The sequence below is a fragment of the Cronbergia sp. UHCC 0137 genome (genome assembly GCF_034932285.1).
In the GTDB taxonomy this organism is placed as follows: domain Bacteria; phylum Cyanobacteriota; class Cyanobacteriia; order Cyanobacteriales; family Nostocaceae; genus Cronbergia.
Window position 1 is genome coordinate 96,745 of sequence record NZ_JAYGHC010000011.1, and the last position, 23,817, is coordinate 120,561.

10 protein-coding genes and 1 CRISPR repeat array are annotated in these 23,817 nt (G+C 37.2%); of the genes, 3 read left to right on the forward strand and 7 right to left on the reverse strand.

The window, feature by feature from the left end; translation table 11 throughout:
* Positions 1–190: 190 nt before the first annotated feature.
* Positions 191–1,480, reverse strand: a complete 1,290-nt coding sequence (eno, locus tag VB711_RS07635; RefSeq protein ID WP_323285234.1) for a phosphopyruvate hydratase — start codon at positions 1,478–1,480, stop codon at positions 191–193.
* 404 nt (positions 1,481–1,884) lie between these two features.
* Positions 1,885–8,826: direct repeats of the CRISPR family, unit length 37 nt; unit sequence ATTGCAATTTCATTAACTCCCTATTAGGGATTGAAAC.
* 233 nt (positions 8,827–9,059) lie between these two features.
* Positions 9,060–11,186 carry a recombinase family protein gene (locus tag VB711_RS07640; protein WP_323285235.1) on the reverse strand — a complete coding sequence of 709 codons (2,127 nt, stop codon included), beginning with the start codon at positions 11,184–11,186 and terminating at the stop codon, positions 9,060–9,062.
* An 86-nt stretch (positions 11,187–11,272) separates the two neighbouring features.
* On the opposite strand from VB711_RS07640, the gene VB711_RS07645 reads away from it, so the two are divergent.
* The gene (locus VB711_RS07645) at positions 11,273–12,562 is read left to right on the forward strand and encodes a proton extrusion protein PcxA (RefSeq protein ID WP_323285237.1); all 1,290 of its coding nucleotides are present in this window, start codon (positions 11,273–11,275) and stop codon (positions 12,560–12,562) included.
* 179 nt (positions 12,563–12,741) lie between these two features.
* Here the strand turns inward: VB711_RS07645 and VB711_RS07650 are convergent, their stop codons facing one another.
* Both VB711_RS07650 and VB711_RS07655 read right to left on the reverse strand, forming a co-directional pair.
* Complete coding sequence (locus VB711_RS07650; protein WP_323285238.1) at positions 12,742–14,358, reverse strand: sensor histidine kinase; 1,617 nt, start codon at positions 14,356–14,358, stop codon at positions 12,742–12,744.
* A 450-nt stretch (positions 14,359–14,808) separates the two neighbouring features.
* The gene (locus VB711_RS07655; protein WP_323285239.1) at positions 14,809–17,877 is read right to left on the reverse strand and encodes an alpha-mannosidase; all 3,069 of its coding nucleotides are present in this window, start codon (positions 17,875–17,877) and stop codon (positions 14,809–14,811) included.
* 79 nt (positions 17,878–17,956) lie between these two features.
* Between VB711_RS07655 and VB711_RS07660 the strand changes: the two genes are divergently transcribed.
* A complete protein-coding gene (locus VB711_RS07660) occupies positions 17,957–19,198 on the forward strand; it encodes a hypothetical protein (RefSeq protein WP_323285240.1) in 1,242 nt (413 codons plus the stop codon).
* A gap of 156 nt (positions 19,199–19,354) precedes the next feature.
* Here VB711_RS07660 and VB711_RS07665 read toward each other — a convergent pair whose 3' ends face one another.
* Complete coding sequence (locus tag VB711_RS07665) at positions 19,355–19,744, reverse strand: hypothetical protein (protein ID WP_323285241.1); 390 nt, start codon at positions 19,742–19,744, stop codon at positions 19,355–19,357.
* 221 nt (positions 19,745–19,965) lie between these two features.
* On the opposite strand from VB711_RS07665, the gene VB711_RS07670 reads away from it, so the two are divergent.
* Positions 19,966–20,271: a DUF4090 family protein gene (locus VB711_RS07670; RefSeq protein WP_323285242.1), complete on the forward strand. Its 306-nt coding sequence runs from the start codon at positions 19,966–19,968 to the stop codon at positions 20,269–20,271.
* A gap of 607 nt (positions 20,272–20,878) precedes the next feature.
* Here VB711_RS07670 and VB711_RS07675 read toward each other — a convergent pair.
* Both VB711_RS07675 and VB711_RS07680 read right to left on the reverse strand, forming a co-directional pair.
* The gene (locus VB711_RS07675) at positions 20,879–22,573 is read right to left on the reverse strand and encodes an ImmA/IrrE family metallo-endopeptidase (RefSeq protein ID WP_323285244.1); all 1,695 of its coding nucleotides are present in this window, start codon (positions 22,571–22,573) and stop codon (positions 20,879–20,881) included.
* Between the two features lie 168 nt (positions 22,574–22,741).
* Entirely contained in the window at positions 22,742–23,632 is an 891-nt protein-coding gene (locus tag VB711_RS07680) for a hypothetical protein (protein ID WP_323285245.1), read from the reverse strand.
* Between the last annotated feature and the right edge of the window lie 185 nt (positions 23,633–23,817).

Below are 23,817 nucleotides of genomic sequence, written 5' to 3' on the forward strand. Positions count from 1 at the left end.
TCCTATGGAGGTGAACAATTATTCCATAGAGATAAACGATTTTTCTGTGGAGGTGAACCATTTTCCTATAGAGATAAACGATTTTCCTATGGAGGTGAACGATTATTCTATGGAGATGAACAATAATTTCTACCTCCCCCTCCCCTGCCTCCCCTGCCTCCCCTGCCTCCTGCCTCCTGCCTCCTGCCTCCTACTTAGGCCCTAAACCCACAGTACCGGCATAAACGGCGCGATCGCCCAATTCATGCTCAATACGGAGTAAGCGATTGTATTTTGCTACCCGTTCACTACGACACAGAGAACCGGTTTTAATTTGACCAGCGCGAGTAGCTACAGCCAAATCAGCGATCGTTGTATCTTCTGTTTCCCCAGAACGATGGCTAATAACTGACCGGAACCCGTTGCGATTCCCCAAATCAATCGTTTCTAAAGTTTCAGTTAGAGAACCAATTTGATTCAGTTTAATCAAAATCGAATTACCAGCTTTTTCGTCAATGCCCTTTTGTAAGCGAGTAGCATTAGTGACAAACAAATCATCACCCACCAACTGCACCTTAGAACCCAACTTCTGAGTTAGTAATTGCCAATTTTGCCAATCTTCCTCATGTAAACCATCTTCAATGGACACAATGGGATATTCGTCAACCAATTGTCCTAAATAATCGACAAATTCACTGGGAGAATGGGGTTTACCATCATAGACATACTGCCCATTTTTGTAAAATTCACTCGCAGCCACATCCAAAGCCAAAGCCACTTGTTCCCCTGGCTTGTAACCAGCTTTTTTAATCGCTGCCACCAGCAATTCTAACGCCACTTGGTTAGATTCTAAATTAGGTGCAAAACCGCCTTCATCACCCACACCAGTCAGCAAACCTTTTTCATCCAAAACCTTGCTGAGAGTTGCAAACACTTCCGCACCCCAGCGCAAAGCTTCCTTGAAAGAAGGAGCGCCAATGGGTACAATCATAAACTCTTGAAAATCAACGTTATTAGAAGCGTGCGCTCCACCGTTGATCACATTCATTAAAGGAACGGGTAGCAAGTTTGATAATGGACTGCCTAAGTAGCGATAGAGGGGAATATCCAAAGACTCAGCCCCAGCTTTTGCAGCAGCCAGGGAAACTCCCAAAATCGCATTTGCTCCCAAATTAGCCTTGTTAGGTGAACCATCTAAAGCGATCATTGTCCGGTCTAACAGTTCTTGGTTGAGAGCATCTAAGCCTAACAATTTTGGTGTTAGTACCTCATTGACATTCTGTACCGCCTTGAGTACCCCTTTACCCCCATAACGGCTTTTATCATCATCACGCAGTTCATGAGCCTCAAAACTGCCAGTAGAAGCACCACTGGGAACTTGAGCTAGTCCTACCACACCATTAGCCAAATGTACTTCAGCCTCAACTGTTGGTTTTCCCCGTGAATCGAGAATTTCGCGGGCTACAATAGCTTCAATAGCAGTATCCAGAAATGTAGTCATTCGTGTTTTGTCCTTATTTTGAGTCTTTAGGGCTTAACCCAACCGTTAGTTTATGTGTTTCTGGAGCGAAATCGGCTTACATTAAAGAAGATTTCCAATCGCGAATTGTTGGAGCTTATTTACTGGGTAAAAAGAAAAACACAGAAGAGGGCTATATTACTAATTTTTTTCCCTTAATGCGCGACAGGGTGGGTGTAAAAAATTCACTATCTCAAAAAATGCCTGAAATGATTTCTACACAAGGCTTTGCTTGCTTTATTTCTGTCTGCACACCCGCGCCTTTTACACAGCAAGGGTTTCAGCCATTTTTACTCTTGACACAATTCCTGAAATGTACTAAACTTAAACCATCCGCGAAACTGAACCTTGAAAACTACATATATATAGGCTTTCAGCCTCCCGCTATTGCAATTTCATTAACTCCCTATTAGGGATTGAAACCCAAAAAACAGTGGAACAAAAATATTAGTTTTATCCAATTGCAATTTCATTAACTCCCTATTAGGGATTGAAACTTATTGGGGTAAAAGCCCCGATGGGTTCTGGAAAATTGCAATTTCATTAACTCCCTATTAGGGATTGAAACCCAAGACAGGGACGGGGTAGACCATGACATAACCATTGCAATTTCATTAACTCCCTATTAGGGATTGAAACGCATAAGGAAAGCAAACGAGAAAAAAAAACAAATGAATTGCAATTTCATTAACTCCCTATTAGGGATTGAAACTTTTACCGTTCCAATCGTGAATAAACTCTATTTCATTGCAATTTCATTAACTCCCTATTAGGGATTGAAACTATTACACATTGAGGATATACCCTACCGTGTGAAATTGCAATTTCATTAACTCCCTATTAGGGATTGAAACTCATGCTCTTTACTTTTAAAGATTGGTACAGCAAATTATTGCAATTTCATTAACTCCCTATTAGGGATTGAAACATAAAGACTAACCATCAGCATACCTCCGTGGTCAGATTGCAATTTCATTAACTCCCTATTAGGGATTGAAACTTAAATTTTGACTACTCACTCACTACTCACTCAAAATTGCAATTTCATTAACTCCCTATTAGGGATTGAAACAGTTAATATGCGATCGCAAGACCTAAGAAATATCGTATTGCAATTTCATTAACTCCCTATTAGGGATTGAAACTTAAACCTTTCCTTATAGCTAATAACCCCATCATATTGCAATTTCATTAACTCCCTATTAGGGATTGAAACAATTGGTGGCACTCATCAATAGTTAGTACCAACTTTATTGCAATTTCATTAACTCCCTATTAGGGATTGAAACATACGTTGAAAGCGTAATAATTCCAATGCTTCCAATTGCAATTTCATTAACTCCCTATTAGGGATTGAAACATTAGTAAATTTATTTATGGCTCAACCCACATAATTGCAATTTCATTAACTCCCTATTAGGGATTGAAACCACACTCAAACTCAGAGAAGGCGTTAATTATTAAATTGCAATTTCATTAACTCCCTATTAGGGATTGAAACGCTCTTTTGAATGATGGGACTTTATACTGCTTCATTGCAATTTCATTAACTCCCTATTAGGGATTGAAACTAGGATTGATGGGATCTTTTTATGAAAATATCGGATTGCAATTTCATTAACTCCCTATTAGGGATTGAAACATCACCTGGAAGAATGGGGAAATAGATTCTTTCAATTGCAATTTCATTAACTCCCTATTAGGGATTGAAACTATTACCACCTGGATGTACAAACTGTAGATATAGAATTGCAATTTCATTAACTCCCTATTAGGGATTGAAACTAGGCTAAGGAATTGATATGGTAACAGTAGGGCAAGCATTGCAATTTCATTAACTCCCTATTAGGGATTGAAACGATTTATTCGTAAACAAGGAATTTCAAAATCAGGGGATTGCAATTTCATTAACTCCCTATTAGGGATTGAAACGTGGAAGTGCCGCCGAAAACCAGGGATTGCTTATCATTGCAATTTCATTAACTCCCTATTAGGGATTGAAACTGAATTTGAGCAGTTGAAGGTGGCGATCGCTCAATCTAATTGCAATTTCATTAACTCCCTATTAGGGATTGAAACTTAATTTGGCCAATCATCTTACCCACCTGCGTGAGCGTATATTATTGCAATTTCATTAACTCCCTATTAGGGATTGAAACAAAATCCTCCTCCGACTCAGAGGATTTTTGTCCAATTGCAATTTCATTAACTCCCTATTAGGGATTGAAACGAGCAATAGGAATCTCAAAAGCGTGCCTATTCTCCATTGCAATTTCATTAACTCCCTATTAGGGATTGAAACAATGGTCAGCATTACAAACATTTGTCAACTGGATGAATTGCAATTTCATTAACTCCCTATTAGGGATTGAAACATAGGAATATTTAACTCCTGATTCAGAAATAATTATTGCAATTTCATTAACTCCCTATTAGGGATTGAAACATATAGCATTATGTTTGACATATATCAAACTAAATATTGCAATTTCATTAACTCCCTATTAGGGATTGAAACACCAATTTAAGACGATTGGGTGAGATAGAAGCTTTATTGCAATTTCATTAACTCCCTATTAGGGATTGAAACACTTTTTTGCTTAAACCTGGGACTTACATTACTGATTGCAATTTCATTAACTCCCTATTAGGGATTGAAACCCATTTATTCTTACAGTCCAAGTTCCGCTACATTGATTGCAATTTCATTAACTCCCTATTAGGGATTGAAACCACTTTGGACAATAGCGCCGAACGCTTGAATAGGTGATTGCAATTTCATTAACTCCCTATTAGGGATTGAAACCAAGAATTGCGATTTCAGGCCGCAATAACATCAATTGCAATTTCATTAACTCCCTATTAGGGATTGAAACTGCTTTTCTAGATGCTGACCGATTTTACACGGTGGATTGCAATTTCATTAACTCCCTATTAGGGATTGAAACGTGTAGATGTGGTATTCATGGTTTTATTCCCAAATTGCAATTTCATTAACTCCCTATTAGGGATTGAAACTCAAAAACAAGGTTACAAAATAAAGGATAAATACCAAATTGCAATTTCATTAACTCCCTATTAGGGATTGAAACTGTCTACTGCTACCAATGATTACAACTCAAAGATTATTGCAATTTCATTAACTCCCTATTAGGGATTGAAACTTCTAAATATTTGATTTTAACCAATCCAAAGCGGAATTGCAATTTCATTAACTCCCTATTAGGGATTGAAACACTAAAACAAAACGCCATTTGGACAAGTACCGGAATTGCAATTTCATTAACTCCCTATTAGGGATTGAAACCTTATCCTTTAACCATAACTTCTCATATTTATACAAAGGAAATTGCAATTTCATTAACTCCCTATTAGGGATTGAAACTTTCCACAATCTTTTCAACAGCCCTGATTTGTGAATTAGCAAATTGCAATTTCATTAACTCCCTATTAGGGATTGAAACTGGACAAGCTGGCTACTAGTCACACCCACGACATATTGCAATTTCATTAACTCCCTATTAGGGATTGAAACGAAACTGGGGTGCGATCGCCATAAAGATCCTAGCGATATTGCAATTTCATTAACTCCCTATTAGGGATTGAAACTTCCAGCTTGTGTTTACATCATCGCTAGAAATTATCTCTAAAATTGCAATTTCATTAACTCCCTATTAGGGATTGAAACGCCCGTAATACATTGGACAGAGTGTGATGGTCGATTACATTGCAATTTCATTAACTCCCTATTAGGGATTGAAACGAAGAAAAAGAAGAAAAAGAAGAATTACAAAAAGAATTGCAATTTCATTAACTCCCTATTAGGGATTGAAACAAAACTAGAACAAGAGAATAGCAGATTAAAAAACATTGCAATTTCATTAACTCCCTATTAGGGATTGAAACTTATGAATGTCCCCCCTTGGATTGAGGAAGATAAAATTGCAATTTCATTAACTCCCTATTAGGGATTGAAACGAAACCAAAAGGCATAGTGTAAAGTTTGAGCATTGTGATTGCAATTTCATTAACTCCCTATTAGGGATTGAAACAAAAATGTTGTACTAGCATCTTGTTTAGTATTAGATTGCAATTTCATTAACTCCCTATTAGGGATTGAAACTTATAAGATTCTCTATGCTTTGCAGTGCTTGTAAATTGCAATTTCATTAACTCCCTATTAGGGATTGAAACTTCTGAAGCCGGATAGGATTGGGGGGATTGGGGGGATTGCAATTTCATTAACTCCCTATTAGGGATTGAAACGGGAAACCTGAATATTGCTAATCAGGATTGGCAGCCAATTATTGCAATTTCATTAACTCCCTATTAGGGATTGAAACGATTTAAAAAGGATGAAAGTTGAGCGAGTCTTGTATTGCAATTTCATTAACTCCCTATTAGGGATTGAAACTGATTGTTAACCGCGTTATTGACATTATTTATGATTGCAATTTCATTAACTCCCTATTAGGGATTGAAACTTTTATGAATGATAATGGTACTTTAGATTATCAAATTGCAATTTCATTAACTCCCTATTAGGGATTGAAACGAAAAAGACGATCTTTCGATGCTATGGAGTAAAATTGCAATTTCATTAACTCCCTATTAGGGATTGAAACGCTTGCTTTGTTTAGTGCATCTTGAGCGAGTTTGACCACATATATTGCAATTTCATTAACTCCCTATTAGGGATTGAAACTACCGCTTCCTTCATCACCAAAGCAAAATAAGATCGGATTGCAATTTCATTAACTCCCTATTAGGGATTGAAACGAGAATCGTTTTATCGCAAGAGCAAAAACAGATTGCAATTTCATTAACTCCCTATTAGGGATTGAAACACCAAGTAAGTCACGCCATGAATAAGTAGGCGTGTCACTTATTGCAATTTCATTAACTCCCTATTAGGGATTGAAACTTACTAGGCTTGATTGCCCAGATCAAAATTTCTGATTGCAATTTCATTAACTCCCTATTAGGGATTGAAACTTGATTGTTGGTTTGTTCATCTGCCACAGTTCCCAGCCATTGCAATTTCATTAACTCCCTATTAGGGATTGAAACATCCTGCTAAAGTCGTACTGAGAGGTTGATTGCGATTGCAATTTCATTAACTCCCTATTAGGGATTGAAACCTTTCGCCATTTCGGACCACTTAAAAAAATTGAAATTGCAATTTCATTAACTCCCTATTAGGGATTGAAACCTCTTTCGGGTACTGGTAGTACCACTACCCAAGGCGGTGGTACATTGCAATTTCATTAACTCCCTATTAGGGATTGAAACCGAAAGCCGCACCAAAAGGCAAAACAGCAACCGCATTGCAATTTCATTAACTCCCTATTAGGGATTGAAACAAAAAATAAATATGCAATCACAATGCAACGTCGAAAATTGCAATTTCATTAACTCCCTATTAGGGATTGAAACTGCAATCAGCCAGAATAGAAATCACCCATTCACCATTGCAATTTCATTAACTCCCTATTAGGGATTGAAACTTCAGCGCATATTTATTGGTCAGGAAATAGCAATCTATTGCAATTTCATTAACTCCCTATTAGGGATTGAAACTTAATGACTGCCAAGATATTGTCTAAAGTCTCACATTGCAATTTCATTAACTCCCTATTAGGGATTGAAACGATAATGCTTATATGCAGGGTGGTTATGTATTTAACCAATATTGCAATTTCATTAACTCCCTATTAGGGATTGAAACTTTCCTCCAGAACTCGTTTACTTTTGCGGCAATATAAAATTGCAATTTCATTAACTCCCTATTAGGGATTGAAACCTAATGATGGGAGTTGATATCCTGGGAACTTAAAATTGCAATTTCATTAACTCCCTATTAGGGATTGAAACAGGATTATCCTGATACATCTTCACTAACTGCTGTGCTATTGCAATTTCATTAACTCCCTATTAGGGATTGAAACTTTTTAATTAATTGGGCTGACCCCCCTACCTCACATTGCAATTTCATTAACTCCCTATTAGGGATTGAAACCATCTTCTAGCCACACATCGCGCCATACCCCATCCTATTGCAATTTCATTAACTCCCTATTAGGGATTGAAACTTTGATACCCCTTTTATCAATGTACAATGCACACTTTATTGCAATTTCATTAACTCCCTATTAGGGATTGAAACATGTCTCCATCAGTGGAATCATGGGGGATTACGAGAATTGCAATTTCATTAACTCCCTATTAGGGATTGAAACAAATGCAATTGTACCCTCTTTATACGCTTTCACCAATTGCAATTTCATTAACTCCCTATTAGGGATTGAAACCCATCTCAGGATTTTACATTGTTGTCAGAAATTGATTGCAATTTCATTAACTCCCTATTAGGGATTGAAACATGTTGGCTTTGATGTTGGGATAGGAGAAGGCAAAGCAATTGCAATTTCATTAACTCCCTATTAGGGATTGAAACACCAGCTTAAACAGCAGGTAGTGGAAAAAGTAACAGATTGCAATTTCATTAACTCCCTATTAGGGATTGAAACGTTAATGGCATTTATTGTGTTGTTAGCTGCTGTATTAACTCATTGCAATTTCATTAACTCCCTATTAGGGATTGAAACGCGGCCATGTATGGGCTTATGATGCTGATGACCCTATTGCAATTTCATTAACTCCCTATTAGGGATTGAAACCAATTTATTTGGAATTTCGACTGGAACATAACTGACGATTGCAATTTCATTAACTCCCTATTAGGGATTGAAACCGACAATTCACCAAGTTCAGGAGGGAGCGTATCAGAATTGCAATTTCATTAACTCCCTATTAGGGATTGAAACCTGCCATATCGAATTTTCCGGTCTTACCTTGAAATTGCAATTTCATTAACTCCCTATTAGGGATTGAAACATCTGGAGTTGAGTACCGACTAGACGGTGGCAACATTGCAATTTCATTAACTCCCTATTAGGGATTGAAACAATGCTTGATTAGAGTAGCTAATATCCCCATTTTGATTGCAATTTCATTAACTCCCTATTAGGGATTGAAACTCAGCCTTGCCACCATTAGCCACAATCGCTGCGTTTATTGCAATTTCATTAACTCCCTATTAGGGATTGAAACTTTTCCCCAAAACTGTCATTGGCATCAATACCAATTGCAATTTCATTAACTCCCTATTAGGGATTGAAACACGCGCGGGACAAAATTAACTCATTACCCAAAGCAATTGCAATTTCATTAACTCCCTATTAGGGATTGAAACAGGTTGTTGGCTTCAATTAGTAGGTCTATTTGGTGTATTGCAATTTCATTAACTCCCTATTAGGGATTGAAACTCATGTTGGACAACGCTATACAAAAGCTTGAAGTAAACAAAATAATATGTGTTTTGATTGCATAGGTATAAAGCAAAATGAGGAATTAAAAATTGAGAGAAGGAAAAGCCTGAAAAAATTGACCAGCAAAGATTTCAGACTTTTGTTGGGTAAAATGATAAGGGTCATTTACATTTTTATTGGCATATTACTGTTATTGCCTACATAAGCAACAATCTCTTCTTAAAAGATGCCTAAAAAACAGGAACACAAGCATGAACCAACGGCGATAATGGACCCATTTGTTCCTGTCCATTGACGGCTAATTCACTGTGACATAAATATACATTCTCAGAAACACGGGCGAGTAAATCGACTAAAATGCGTTGTAATCTTTTTTCATCTGCCATTTTCTCATCTTCTGCTGTCCAGGGTTCACCTAACCTATCTTGTAAGAAAAATGTAGCCCCAAACAACGTAGCAGCGCCACCTTTAGCCCAAAGTGGTGAACCAGAATCTAGCCAAAAATGCCATCGGTGATATCTTCTACTAGCACGGTATTGGAAAATAGTGGCTAAAGTTACAGCCTTTCTGACTCCACCAACGGGACGCACAGGATAGGGGTTGGCGGTAATCGTTCCTCTACGCAATAATTGAATAAATTCGGTGATAGTGTCGTTAAGGGAAAGAATCGGCGAATTTGTTTGTTTTAATCTTGTATCAACTTCCCAATAATGTTGGGCGGTTTCTAGCAGTTCTCGCAGTGCGGCTAGTTGATCATAGGGGGGATTTTGATCTTTGCACAAAAAATCTTGAATTGCCAGGTATAACAGGGAAATGGGACTGGGAATCAAACGTTGGACTTGTTGATTTCGTTGTTTTTCAATCCACTCTAATATCTGATCATAAGCTTTGCTGGCCGCATAGCCAATTCTGTCCCACCGTTCAAAGGATTTGATTGGTAATAAATGCGGTGCGTCTGGGTGGGGAACAAAGCAAAAATCGGCGATTAAACCAGCCCTAACTGGATCTATTCTAGGCTGAAAGGATTCTTTTTTCTCCCCATCATGGGTATGATTCTGACTCAAAACCACCAACATTTCTGCTACTACATCCCGATCTACCAACCTGCCCAAACCAGGATATACTAAAGTTAATAAAGTCAGTAATGCTCTTACTGTTGGGGAACTAATTAGGGGACGTTGGTCGTTGAGAGATTCTACCTCGATATCTTGTTTGGTGAGAATTTCTTTGATAGTATAACGGGCGATCGCATCTAATCCAGGGGCAATAATCGCTACTTGTTCCGGCTGTACTTTTCCTGATTTAATCGCCTCAATGATCACTTCTGCTGTTTGACGCAACAGTTGGGCGCGAGAAGTGGTTTGGATCATCTGCACCGACTCAGGTAAACTCAACATTAATACTTTTTCTGTCACCAATTCTACCATCGGTTTAGCTAGTTGATGAGCTAAACTATCTGGTGAAATAGGCGCTAAATTTTCTACCTGACAACGCCTAGCTAACTTGCTTAAATATTCAGGATCAGCCCCCAACCCCCAACGTATCGCCCCATCAGGATTATAGCTAAATGCCCCCACTGCACCACTATCTAACAGAAATTCAAATAGATGGAGAGCGATCGCTGGATAATCATCCACATCATCTGCTATGATTGTTTGATATCTTTGCTGGAGATGGTGCTGATAATTGTGATTAGTTAACAGGTGTTGACCGTAGAGTTCGGTAATTAACCCATAGGTGAGAAATCCCCTTTCTAAACACCAGCTACGCCAATCCAGCAGCAAAGATCCTAAAAATTCTGGTTCTAGATTGATGTTATTTTCCTGCAAACCCCTTTGCAAAATCTGACCAATATCTTCGCAGATTATACCAGCGTAAGCTGCCAATTGCCATAAATCCAAAATCCGCCTGACCAATCGGTACTCATTTATTCCAGCATGACGCAAAGTTTCTGCATCTAAGTGCGATCGCCATAATTTTGTAGCTAATTCTTGTTCTGTCTCTGGGCGTAATCTTACCGGAAATTGTGCCTTGAGTTGTAACGACTCAATCAACAACGGCCAAAATAAAATGACTTCATCTTGAATAAACCCTAAAGTTGTTTTAGCCCGAATTGGATAATTTCCTAATGTTAATTTAACAATCTTATCACTCAATTCTCGGCGATTATCATCATTAGCTGCTAAAATTAATACCCCAGATTGGGTTGGTCGTAAATTTAAGGTTTTTACTGGTTGCTGATTTTTTTGATTCCCTAATTTATTGCTAGTGGACAACCAACGATAAAACTGATCTGCTAACCGAGTAGTTTTACCACTGCGGCTACTACCAATAATCCAAACAGAATCCGCACTCACAGACAAACTCCTTATAATTGATTATTATACTGTTTGCGTTAACTTAAATTAAAAAGTCACCAAAACAGATTGGATGATCATTTACGATGAATGATTCTGCACTTAGTCAAAAAGTATACTCATTTTTGCTTTCTACTTACAGGTGGTATCTAAAAACCCCAGAACGTTCATTGGAGGAAGCTTATCAAGCAGCATTAAAGATTCAGGAAATTGAAAATAAACATTTTAAAGGTAAGAAAATAAGTCCTGAATCTGCTATGTACAGCAGTAATGTGATGGATTATTTTCAGACTGAACTGAAAAAATTATTAAAAACAGCGAGAATGCGGTTAACAGAATTTAAAGTTAGCCGTTGGTTTTCCAATGAATCTAAGCAGAAAGCAGCCGCTAAGACTGGTATAGCATATCCGAATATGTCGGTAATTTTAGAAAAGCTGAGATTCATTGATCAAATTATATCAAAATATACTGAAACAATCACAACTACTTCTAATATAGTTTCGAGTAATTCAGCCATTGTTCAACCATCAACCGCAAAATCACGAGTTCCAGATATTAATAATAAGCCCAGACGGAAAGTAGATACAATCAGTGTTTTACCTCGTTCAATTTTAAGTACCATAACTCGTCTACAAGTGGAGTTAGATCCCCATTCTGAGGAGGATGTAGTTAAAAATTTTCGTCAGACCCAAAGAAGAACTATTATATCTATTAGGTTTATTTTACTATTAATTATAGTACCACTTCTCACCCATCAATTATCAAAGGCTTTAGTGGTCGGCCCGTTAATTGATAATTGGCGAAATCAGGATACAACACAGATTTTTCTTAACCAAGAAATGGAAGAAGAAGCACTTGTAAATTTACAGAGATTTGAGGAAAGAATAAAATTTGAGAACCTGATTAGTAATGCTCCAATTTTATCACCAGAAGAAGTGGAAACAATGATGAAAGAAAAGGCACAACAACTAGCAGAAGAATTTCGTCGTGAAAGTTCCGGTGCGATTAAAAATGTTTTTGCGGATGTTTGTTCTATTGTTGCTTTTATTTGGCTTCTACTTGTTAGTAAATCTTCAATTGTTGAATTAAAAGACTTTTTTGATCAGGTTATTTATGGTTTGAGTGACAGTGCTAAAGCATTTATTATCATTTTATTTACTGATATATTTGTTGGTTTCCACTCTCCTCACGGTTGGGAAGTAATTTTAGAGGGTATATCACGTCATTGGGGTTTACCCGCAAATCGTGATTTTATTTTCTTATTTATTGCTACATTTCCCGTGATCTTAGATACTATTTTTAAATATTGGATTTTCCGTTACTTAAATCGCATTTCTCCTTCTGCTGTTGCTACCTATCACAATATGAATGAATAAGTGTTAAGAGGTTTTTTTAAAACTTTTTCCTGTGGGATATGACACCCCCAGATCCCCCTAAATCCCCCTTAAAAAGGGAGAATTTGAGGAATTTCGATTAATTCTGATACTTTTCAAACATCCTCTAAATATATAAGTTTCGATTTTAATTTTTTAATCTAACAACTTGTTAGCAAACTTCACGATTTTTTTTGTTGAACAGGAATTTGAATTACAAACTCCGTTCCTTTGCCTACTGTAGAGAAACATTCTAACTTACCACCATGTTTTTTAGTAATAATTTCATAGCTGATAGACATTCCTAATCCTGTGCCTTTACCAATGGGTTTTGTGGTGAAGAAAGGATCGAAAATACGTTGTTGAATCTCTGGGGGGATACCAGAACCATTATCAGCGATCGCAATTTCTACCCATTGATCGTTAATTAGAGAGGTTCGCACCGTAATTTGAGGATGTGATACCTGCTTGACATCTTCTTCTAAAGCATCAATAGCATTAATAAGAATATTCATAAACACTTGATTAAGTAACCCAGCGTAACATTGAACAAATGGGAGAGTTCCATAATTCCTAATCACCTGAATTTCTTCCCGTTCTGGAGAAGCTTTGAGGCGATGCTGTAAAATCATTAGGGTACTTTCTAGCCCTTCTTGGATATTAACTGGTTTAATTTCCGATTCATGCAATCTAGAAAAAATACGGAGAGCTAATACAATTTCTCGAATGCGATCGCTACCAGTTTTCATTGATAATAGAGTTTTAGGTAGATCATCACAAATAAATTGTAGATCCATTTCTTCAACTTCCAGATCAATTTCTTCAACTGGCTTAGGGTAGTGGTGTTGATACATCTGCACCAATCGCAACAAATCTTGGGCATATTTTTGAATGTGTTGAAGATTGCCATGAATAAAGTTAACCGGATTGTTGATTTCATGGGCAACTCCTGCAACCAGGTGTCCTAAGCTAGACATTTTTTCACTTTGGAGCATTTGCATTTGCGTTTGTTGCAGTTCTAACAAAACTTGTTCTAGTTCGCTTGCTTGTCGTCGATAACGATTTTCAGATTCTTGCAGTTGGGAATACTGTTTTTTTAGTAACCTTTCTGCCCTCTGAACAAAGAGGAATAGAATACCATAAAGCAAACTCAATATCACCAGACTACCCAGAACTATTTTACCCTGAGTTTCCTTAATATGCCGTAGAAATGAACTCACATCAGTGTAGAGTTCAAACACCCCAACAATATCTCCATTGACACGCACAGGGATATAGCTAGATAGTAGATCAATATCTTTTATAGTTGTTTCCAATGCTTTGAAACTATCTCTATGTTCCAATTGAGTGATTACTTGACCAGCTTTAGCATCTAAAAAACCAGATGATTTGCTCTTATTTTCTCCTATTTGTGACAACTCCGTTGAGAAGACAGTGCGACCTTGTAAGTCATATATCTTGATCTTAGTAACCGATAAGCCTTCAATCTGAGCTATAATATCCCTACGCAACTGACTAATTCTGATATCCTTAGCCAATTGTTGATCATTAAGAGTCTGGGTAGAAGTGAGAAAAACGCCATATTTTTTCCATAAAGTTTTGGAAAACAGCTTTGTCAGTGCCACATTATTCTCTTCCTGCAATACCATCAGGTCATACACTGCTTGCTGACGATAAAAAACAGAAAGGATAACAGTTGCCGAAATAAACGCGCTCAAGCTGATAAGCGAAAAATTTTGGAGCAATTTATAGCGTTTTTGGGAATCAATACTATCCGGTAATAAGGATTGATTTTGCATTATGGGACAACAAAACTAGATTCTTGTATCTTCCGTTGTACCATATTATTTAGGGCTTGCTGAAAAAGTCTTTTGGTTAGGGCTAGGAGTCAGGAGTCAGGAGTCAGAAGTCAGGAGGAAGAATTAGAAGAAGAAAAGAATACTCTTGAATCTGATCAAGTGATAGGTTTTTGGTAGTTTCAACGCTTATTCCTTGCACCTGATTCACCTTTTTCACCTTGCAACTCTTGATATATCTCAGTTTTAGCTTTATTAAGCAAGCCCTATTTATATAAATTGACTTACAATATATACTTGTTGTCAGTTTAAATAATATGTAGATGAAAGGAAGATGAAGTTGAGTTATTTTTGTTAAATTTAATATGTTCCTGATAAGTGGGTTGGCGTTAAAAATTGTTGATCAGGCAGAGGCCTATACAGGTTGGTTCTATTCTGCCCACCTACTTAAAATCAATAATCCGTAGTCACAATCCGTGATTCAATTTTCCAAGGTTGCATCATCGTTATTTCTTCCCCAGATGTAGAAAATCGTTCCAATAAGTCTACACTGTTTCCCAGATTTAAAACTATATCACTTTTTAAAGCTAACTCAGCTATTTCTCCTTGACATTCATAACACCGCAGTATTAAAGTATCAATATCATCCTCCGTTGGCTTGAGTGCCATCAAAATTAAATTATCTGCTGATAAATCCAGAAAACTTAAACAACTGCTCAAGGTTGAATTTTGATTATTCTCTAAATTTGGATTAATTACCACCTGCAAAGGTATATTCAACTCATACCCCTTCCTGACTGTACGCGCTTTTTCCCAACTTCCTGCATGGGGATACAAAGAATAAGCAAATTTATGGAGCCCTATATCAGCTTTTGCATCTGGCCATTGGGGACTTCTCAGCAATGTGAGACGGAGTTGATTTGGTTGGGAATCGTAACCATATTTACAATCATTCAGTAAACTTACTCCGTAAATTTCCCCGTCCTGATTTTCCGTTAAATCAGCCCAACGTAGAGCGGGAACTTCCCATTTAGCTTTTTCTGCGGGAGTTTGCGGGTTTGTACTGCGACGAATTGCACCACAAGGAATTTCGTAAGTTGCAAAATCAGCTTCGACATTGAGAGGAAAAGCTACTTTAATTAATACTTGACTTTCTTGCCAATTTACAGTATTATCTATTTTGAGACATTTAGAACCAGTTTCCAAAATGTAGTCTTGACAAAATTCCGAATTTCCCAACTGACGAACTACCCGAATACACTGTGTAATTTCTCCCTTTTCTATCCATTGAATAGATTTGAGTTTGGTTGGGGGTAAGGGATGTTGGTGATAATTGGGGTCTATATTCCAAGCGTCCCAATATTGTCCACTATCTGTAAAAGCTTGAAGTTGATTTCCCGCACCACTTAAAGTTTCTCGTTCTTGAATTTTGTCGAATACACTATCCAAATCTCCCGTTTGGGAATTAACTTGAACTCGCAGATAGTCGTTTTCTAAAATCCAATTTTTGGGAGTTGGTGTAGTGGTGGGAATATCTGAAGACGGGGAAAGCCAATATAAATTATATCCTACGGAAGGAACTGTGGCAATAAATAATAGGTTTGATGGTTGAGTTTGTTGAGTTGGAACTCGCTTGCCTGTGGTATCATGAACTTGCCATGTTTGGTTCTCGGTTGGAGGTAAAGCGATAGTCACGACTTGCGATCGCTGCCAATTGAGAGAGTTAAAAACTATTACAGGTATGCTATTATTGTGAGGCGGTGATGGTAAGTTGATTTGGGAAGCTATATTTTTCAAAGCTGTTTCTAATATCTTCGTTCCGACTTCTTGCACTTGTTCCCATTCCGGTAAAGCATCTTCGTAAACTTCAGTAATCGAAGAACCGGGTAAAATATCGTGAAACTGCTGAAATAACAATGTTTTCCAAGCTGTTTCAATTTCCGCTTTTGGATATGTCACCCCACAGCTAACAGTTGCTAAAGTCGCAAATAACTCTGCTTGATATAACAAATTTTCACAACGTCGATTCCACAATTTTTGATCTGCATGGCTAGTATAGCAACCACGATGAAATTCTAAATAAAGTTCGTCTTCCCAAATTGGGAAATTTTGACTTTGGGATTTTATCTTTTGGAGATATTTTGCGGCTGTGGTAAATTCTAATTCCGGTAAAATCGGGGAATTTTGCCAACGTCTGGCTACTTCCAACATATCACGAGTTGGTCCACCACCATGATCACCCACACCGGGAAGCCAAAGAGATTCATTTAAACCTGTTTGGGTTTGCCATTCACAGGCATACTTTACCATTTTAACAGGTTCGATGCTTTCGCCGATAGGTGCAGACATAAAACTAAATATTTGACTACCATCTGGCGATCGCCACCAAAAAGCCCCATAATCAAATTTAGTAGTATCATTCCACCGGAGTTTTTGGGTGACAAAATACTCAATTCCCCCATTGACGAAAAATTGCGGTAAAGTAGCACAAAAACCAAAGGTATCTGGAACCCAAACTACAGGGGAAATTTGACCAAACTTCTCTTGAAAATAACGTTGTCCATATAATAGTTGACGAACAATAGACTCCCCAGAAATTAAATTCAGTTCTGGTTCTACCCACAAACCACCGATAATTTCCCAACTTCCAGCAGTTACCCGTTCTTGAATTTGAGCAAATAAATCTGGTCGATGTTCTTCAATCCAAGCATACAACGCCGGAGTCGAATGACAAAAAATCAATTCAGGAAAATCTGTTTGTAAATTTAAAACCGACTCAAAGGTGCGCTGGGCTGCATTCCAGGTTTCACTTACCCGCCATAACCATGCTAAATCTAAATGGGCGTGACCCAACAAATAAATTTTAGATTTTAGATTTGGTAAATCATATTCTATCAGTTTTTGGCGTAAAAATAAAAGTAAATTTTCCCAATCATCGTGGTTTTGGTTGATGATTTCCCTGTCCAACTCAACTAACTTTCCTGGTGCGGACTTTTGTAAAAAAACTTGAGTGATCGCTAACTCATCCGCTACAAAACCCGGATCTGGTGTATGATAATTTAGGGATTCGTAAAGTAAGAGCGATCGCACCAACGCCCCATCACAATGACTAGGACTCACCAACCGCAAAGCCAGCAAAAATTCTTCCCCAGGAGTCACCCCCGAACTCAGTAAAACCCTTGGTGAACAATCAAATAAATCACCCTCTAACACCAACTCACCATTTACATAAATCTCTGCTATTTCAGCCCACCAAACCAACGACAATCTTAAAGTTAAGCCGGTTAAAGGATAACCCTGTAAACTTTGGGGAATAACCAACTTTTGGGTTAACCATAAAACCTGTTTTCCCCCAGTCCAAGCAATATGTTCCTTTTCGTTTAGGGTTACAGGTTGCAAACAAGACAAATTAGTGTCAGATTCTTGATATAACCAAGTAGACTGAATATTAACTTGACAACATGAGCGTAACTGCTCAATTAGTCCCGAAATAGACTGAGAATTAGATAAAATAGGTGTCATATTTTCGCTAAGATAGAAATTTTGCGTTAGTCTCAAAACCAACACGACCAAACAAAAGCTAAACTAACAAATCATCATCATGTCTTTTGGTTCTTCCAGTCGTTATCAAAGTAAACTATTTAATTTTGTCTACCAGCAATCTCGCAGGTTGACACAAACGTGGGAAAATACTTTCCATAATTTACAAGTTGCAACCCAATGGAGTTTACAGGCTCTACTTTATCCACTATATTTATTATTACAGCCAGATGAACTTTCTAGCAAAGTTTTAGAAAGTAAAGAAACAGAATCACCACTAAAATCTGACGCAGCAATTGAACACATTCTAGAGGTAGTTAAAAATTTACCATCTGGAAGGGTTGATGCTGAAGAAAATTTGCCAATTGTCCATCCTTTAGATTCGTTGCGGAAAACCGTTACAAATTTAGGTTGGTGGAAATCATCTTCTCGTCAAAATCAAAGTTTACAGCCAGAAAATACGCTTCAATATCATATACCAAAAGTAGAGGGAATTGCCAACCAGTTAGTAACTCGTAATCTCGTCCTTGTCACTACCAATAATCGCATTTTAGATGTTTTAACGCACAAACAACAGACTACATTAACTACTAAAATCAATGATCAAATAGCAGAATACTGGCATGATTTCCAATTAACACCAGAAATTAATCAGATTTTAGAAAAACTCACCAATCAAAGTCCTCAAAATATTACAACCGAGAATCAATTTTTGCTGAATCCGATTAAATGGTTGGGGTTAGTAGATAATATTCTCGCTAAGTTAGAAGCCAAGACTTTAGTTCCTGTAAAACAGCGCAGTCAGGAAATTATACAAACTGCCAAAATTCAGTTAAATATATTTGTTTATGGTCAAGGAGAATTAGAAAATCGAGTTAATGAGATAGATAACCAACCTGTAGATATTTTAGCATTAATTGAAGCCGCAATAAATTATTTTTTTGGGGGCAGAAATTCCAGAAGATTTGCATCACAAAGAAATCAAGAAAACCTCAAGGGACAAGGTTATCATTTTACCAAGATATTGTCTAAAAACGAGGAAATAATAGATTTACAGACAGATATTTGGTTGAATTGGGATGATTTATTTAGTGATTCACCAAATGGACAAAAGCAGTTTTATTCAACTGAGCAGACTGAAACAAAACCAGACTGGATAGAAGCTAAAGTAACATTTTTAGGATATGAAAAGCATCCTTTAGAAGAAATTTTAGCATGGATAGATTTAGCCATTCTTTGGTTAGAGCATATCTTTATAAACTTTTGTTACTTTTTAAAAGGGTTATCTCAGGGGAAAGGGTAAAGAAAAAACAAGATCCCCGACTTCTTGAAGAAGCGGGGGATCTGAATACTCTGAAGTAATCCTCAACCCTAATTACATTTGATCATCAAGAGATGCGAACTTGAATTTGCACTTTTTAATTGCTGATAAAATGCACCCAATTGTTTTTTTGACAGCTTACGGATAATCTTTTGGCATGATAGATGATTGGAGATTTTTCAGAGATTTCCAGGAGTGGGTTTTGGTATCAAAACAGCGCCAAGTCCCTTTATTATCGTCATGATAACAAAATAAAGTGCGATCGCTACCTTCAAAATTATCAGTTAAAAAGTAGATCATGCCTCTAAACGGATAGGTTTTGCGACTCAGACGCTTGGCTACGGCTTGATTGGGACATTCGACAATAAAAACCGATTCTCCATCTATGTAAGCCAAAGAGAAAATACACATCCGTAAAATTGCTCTGAGCCAACTTTCAGAATCCTCGAAGTAATCGTCGATAATTTTGTTGGTTAGAGCTTGTTCGAGACTACGGTCTTTATTTTGGGGAGTTTGGGGATTAGACATAGCATCACCTAATTGCTATACCGAAGCCAGTGCCTTGTCTGATTTCCAGAGTGATGACGACTGCCATTGGTTAGAGATTAAACCAAAATTTAGAAAAATGACAAGTGTGAACTCACAAACCTTACAAAAACATTGCAAGGAGATGAAGTCCGGTGTTCAGCAATGTTTCCAGTGGTAACAAGGCTGGTAAAATCTACTTATAACCTTGAGAAAAAACTGCGATGACTACTGAAACTAATTTAGAGAATCAAACTACTACAGGTGCTGATGCTATTGATATAGCGATCGCTCAGGGGATTGACTTTGACGGTTCACCCATTCCACCAGCGAAGTTAGAACTTTATAGTCATGTCATGGGTTTAGAGGGCAATAGACAGCGTAGTGGAGTATCTAACACCATGCGATCGCGCATTGTCCGCATTGGTGCCAAGCATATCCCCCAAGCAGAACTTGATCAAAAGCTAGTCGATGCTGGTTTTGCACCCCTCAAAGAAAAAGAAATTGCCTTTTATTACAGTGGAAAATGAAGTCACGGGTTAGGGTAACTTCAAACTCTTGATTTTTCTAACGCGATCGTCGAGTCTGTAGGGCTGGGGTCTCCCCGCCCTCAATTGTATTGCATCCAACCGATAACCGCTATATTTGTTAGTTTAACCATATATTCTAGGACTTACGCACTGTACAAAATACAGATGATATATAGGGTTTGCGGAAAAAGTCCTTTCGTTAGGGCTAGGAGTCAGGAGTCAGGAGTCAGGAGAATAGTTTAAAACATTTTTTCATCCCTGGCTATCGACAAAAGTGCAAGGTTTTTCAGACACAAGACGCGATAACCTTGCGCCTACCGTCTTTTTTTTAGCTTCAAGCCTTTGATTTATCAGGCTTTTGGGTTTATTCAGCAAGCCCTAGATATATCAACAGTTTCAGGCTGAAAAAAGTAGGAGAAGGTGCAAGAAATAAGCGATGCAATCATCAAAAACCGTTCATTTACCCAGATTTGAGAATATTCTGATCTCCTTCTAATTCTTCCTCCTGACTCCTGACTCCTGACTTCTGACTCCTAGCCCTAACCAAATGACTTTTTCAGCAAACCCTATCTAGGTTTTTGGTTTATTCAGCAAACTCTATTTAAATTTAAGCAGCTAAAACTTCCGAACGATACAGGTAATCTAGGCTATCCTTATCCAAATTTTGCATATCTAAATATTGCTTGAGATAGACATTGATTCGTGCAGAAGCGTCAACGTTTAGCTTTAGAATTTTTAAAATTGATTGTGCGGTTTTCCAATCTTTTGTATACCAAGCATAATTAAGCAAAATAGCACCAACATCAACGCGATCTTTTCTGCTAAGTTCAGTTGCTTTTTGCTTTAGTTGACGAAATTCTAATCTTTCCCAAGAATATGGTTCTGGTTTCCCAAATAAAAGCTCTACGGCAAAGTTATTTGCTGCTTTTTCTTCATCATCACGGTCTTGTGTTGTTAAATTCTCATCCAGTAACATTCCTCCATCTTGAACATGACCCAGCAAAATATGACCAAGTTCGTGAGCAATAATAAATAAAAGTGAAGCTGCATTTTTTCTAGTTGAACCAACTACAATTACTGGACGGTTATGAATAATTGTAGCAACTCCATCTGGCTTACGGACTTTATTGGGAAATTTATCAAAATGAACCACGGGTAATTGATATTGCCAACAGTAACTTATCAAACTATCTAAGTCAATTTTCAGAGCATTTTCTAATATCCCATTCCTTATTTCCAGAGGGTTTAATGGCATTGGTTGGTAAGGATTTTTAACAGATAAACTTACTATTTCTGCAACTGTTGAGTAAAGATGTGCAGCAACAGCAACTTGACTTCGTTGAGTAAGTTTATTAAGTTTGAATTCTTGAGGTATTGATAAAAACTCAATTTGTGCTTCAGGCTGCAAAATACTTTGAATATTTAGACGCAGTTTTCTAGCAAGGCTACTTGCTAAGTTAATTAATTTCCTTGGTGTATCTATAAAGTCTGGCATATAACCATCAGGCATTGCTACAGTATCAACATATCTACGCGGCAAGCCTTTATCTTTTAGTCTCACATAAAGTTTTTTAGTTATCTCTTCAACAGCTTCATTAAGAGCTTTTTTTGCAGCTATATACTGAGCGCGTCTAACCTTAACAATTTCAGGAGTGAACTTATTTTTATCATTTTGATCTACAAAACCAAGGCGTTGATATGCAACACCGCCAATACCAGGAAATACATTTCCCTGCTCGTCTTTTACATCGTCCTCAGCAAAGTAGACAAACTGAAATTTATTGTGAATTTCTTCTTCAAACTCTTCTCGAAGTTTTGTTTCTACTCCCTTAAATATAACTGATGCAACAATAAAAATATGTTTGGGTTTGATTGTCTCTATCAAATAACTTAGATTGGTTTTGACAACACACTCATCACTCATTAGCGATTCGGCAACAATCAAATAATCAACACTTTCATCAACTGGCTCAAAGTATTTTCTGAGAATTGGTGCAGCACTTAAATCTTCGATCCCAAAAGGTGAAACCCGATGATTCCAAAAACAGGCAAAATTTATACTAGAGATTTTCTTCTCTAAGCTGTTAATAATACCTTTAGTCAAATAATCAGCGTCTTCAACTGTCCCAGCAACATACAGCTTGGCACAATCACCATGAACCTGAGACAGAATCGTTTTACCTAATTCCTGACCCAAATTTTCCATCAAGCTTCCATAGCAGACTGGCTCTATTGCATCTACTAACTTCTGAAGCAATATCTTGATTTTTTCATTAGCATGGGTAGTATAAACTCTTGCCATATATCCCAAGATACCTTGTTTTAGTGATGGTTTGGTGATTAAGAAGTCTAGTTACTTAAATCTGACACAACTTACCATTGTAAACCTTTAGCGTGACAATAACACAATATTAAGTTTTGTAAATAAAAGAGTTTTATTCTAATGGTATAAAAGTACACTGCTTGTTTTCTAGCAAAGTTGAACCAATTCATCAAAAGTCTGTGGATTGGTACTTATGACTCTTTGCTGAAAACGCTTAAATGCCTCAGTAGTGCAATCATATTCTAATTCTCGATAATCCAACTCTTCATATTCTAGAACCAAAAAACCTCTGCTATTTATATACTTGAGTCCTTCAATTCCTGCTAAAATAAGCTCCACTTGAAGATCAATCTGGGCGTTATCGGTAAAACAACGAATATATGAGGGAGAAACATTTTTAACTTGCTGAAGAATTTCTAGAATAGAAATATTAGACTTATCACATCCCTCCCAAGCTCCAAGTAAGGCCATTAGAACATACTCAATTTTGTCTGTTGAAGGATTTTCGGTATTACAAAGATACTTAATTGCTTCTGCTAAACCTGACTCTTTTAAAAGCAGAAGCCTTAGAGAAGTTTCATAGTGAAAGTGGCAGACCTGAGTGAATGGCTGAATATAATCGGGAATACTAGAACTTAGTTTAGCACATAATTCAGGTGAAGATAATACAAGCTTAATTTCCGACTTAATTCCAAGCTCTTGATTTATTGTATGTTGCTTCTCAAAATCATCTGCGATAGATTTATATCCAGTTCCCCAGGATTCAGTCTGAGAGTTTTTTAGTTGATGATGTTGTCGAAAATTTTCTTCTGTGTGATCTAAAATTAGATCGTCTACAAATGCTACTATTTGGCTGGCAACTAATATTTTTTGATGAGTCTCTAAGACTTTCTTTGCTTGAAGTGCAATCTGATAAACTGTAAAAACATTTTCGTAAGTGTTGCCTTTTTGGTTATTAGCACCACCTCTATTTTTGTTTTTTAAATACTCAAGGACATCTTTACCAAATAGATTTTCTATTGATTCCTGATCGTACATACTAAAATTGGCTATTGCTTGTTACTCAATAAATAATTTATAGCCATTGTGCCGTACTTTTTGACTACACAACATACTGACTATATTAGCAGTCAAACATCACGTGTGCTAATATACGGATAACCGAACCTCCAAGTGTGTATATTAAAACGTTTTATTCTAATTATGACCAAAATTAGCGATCG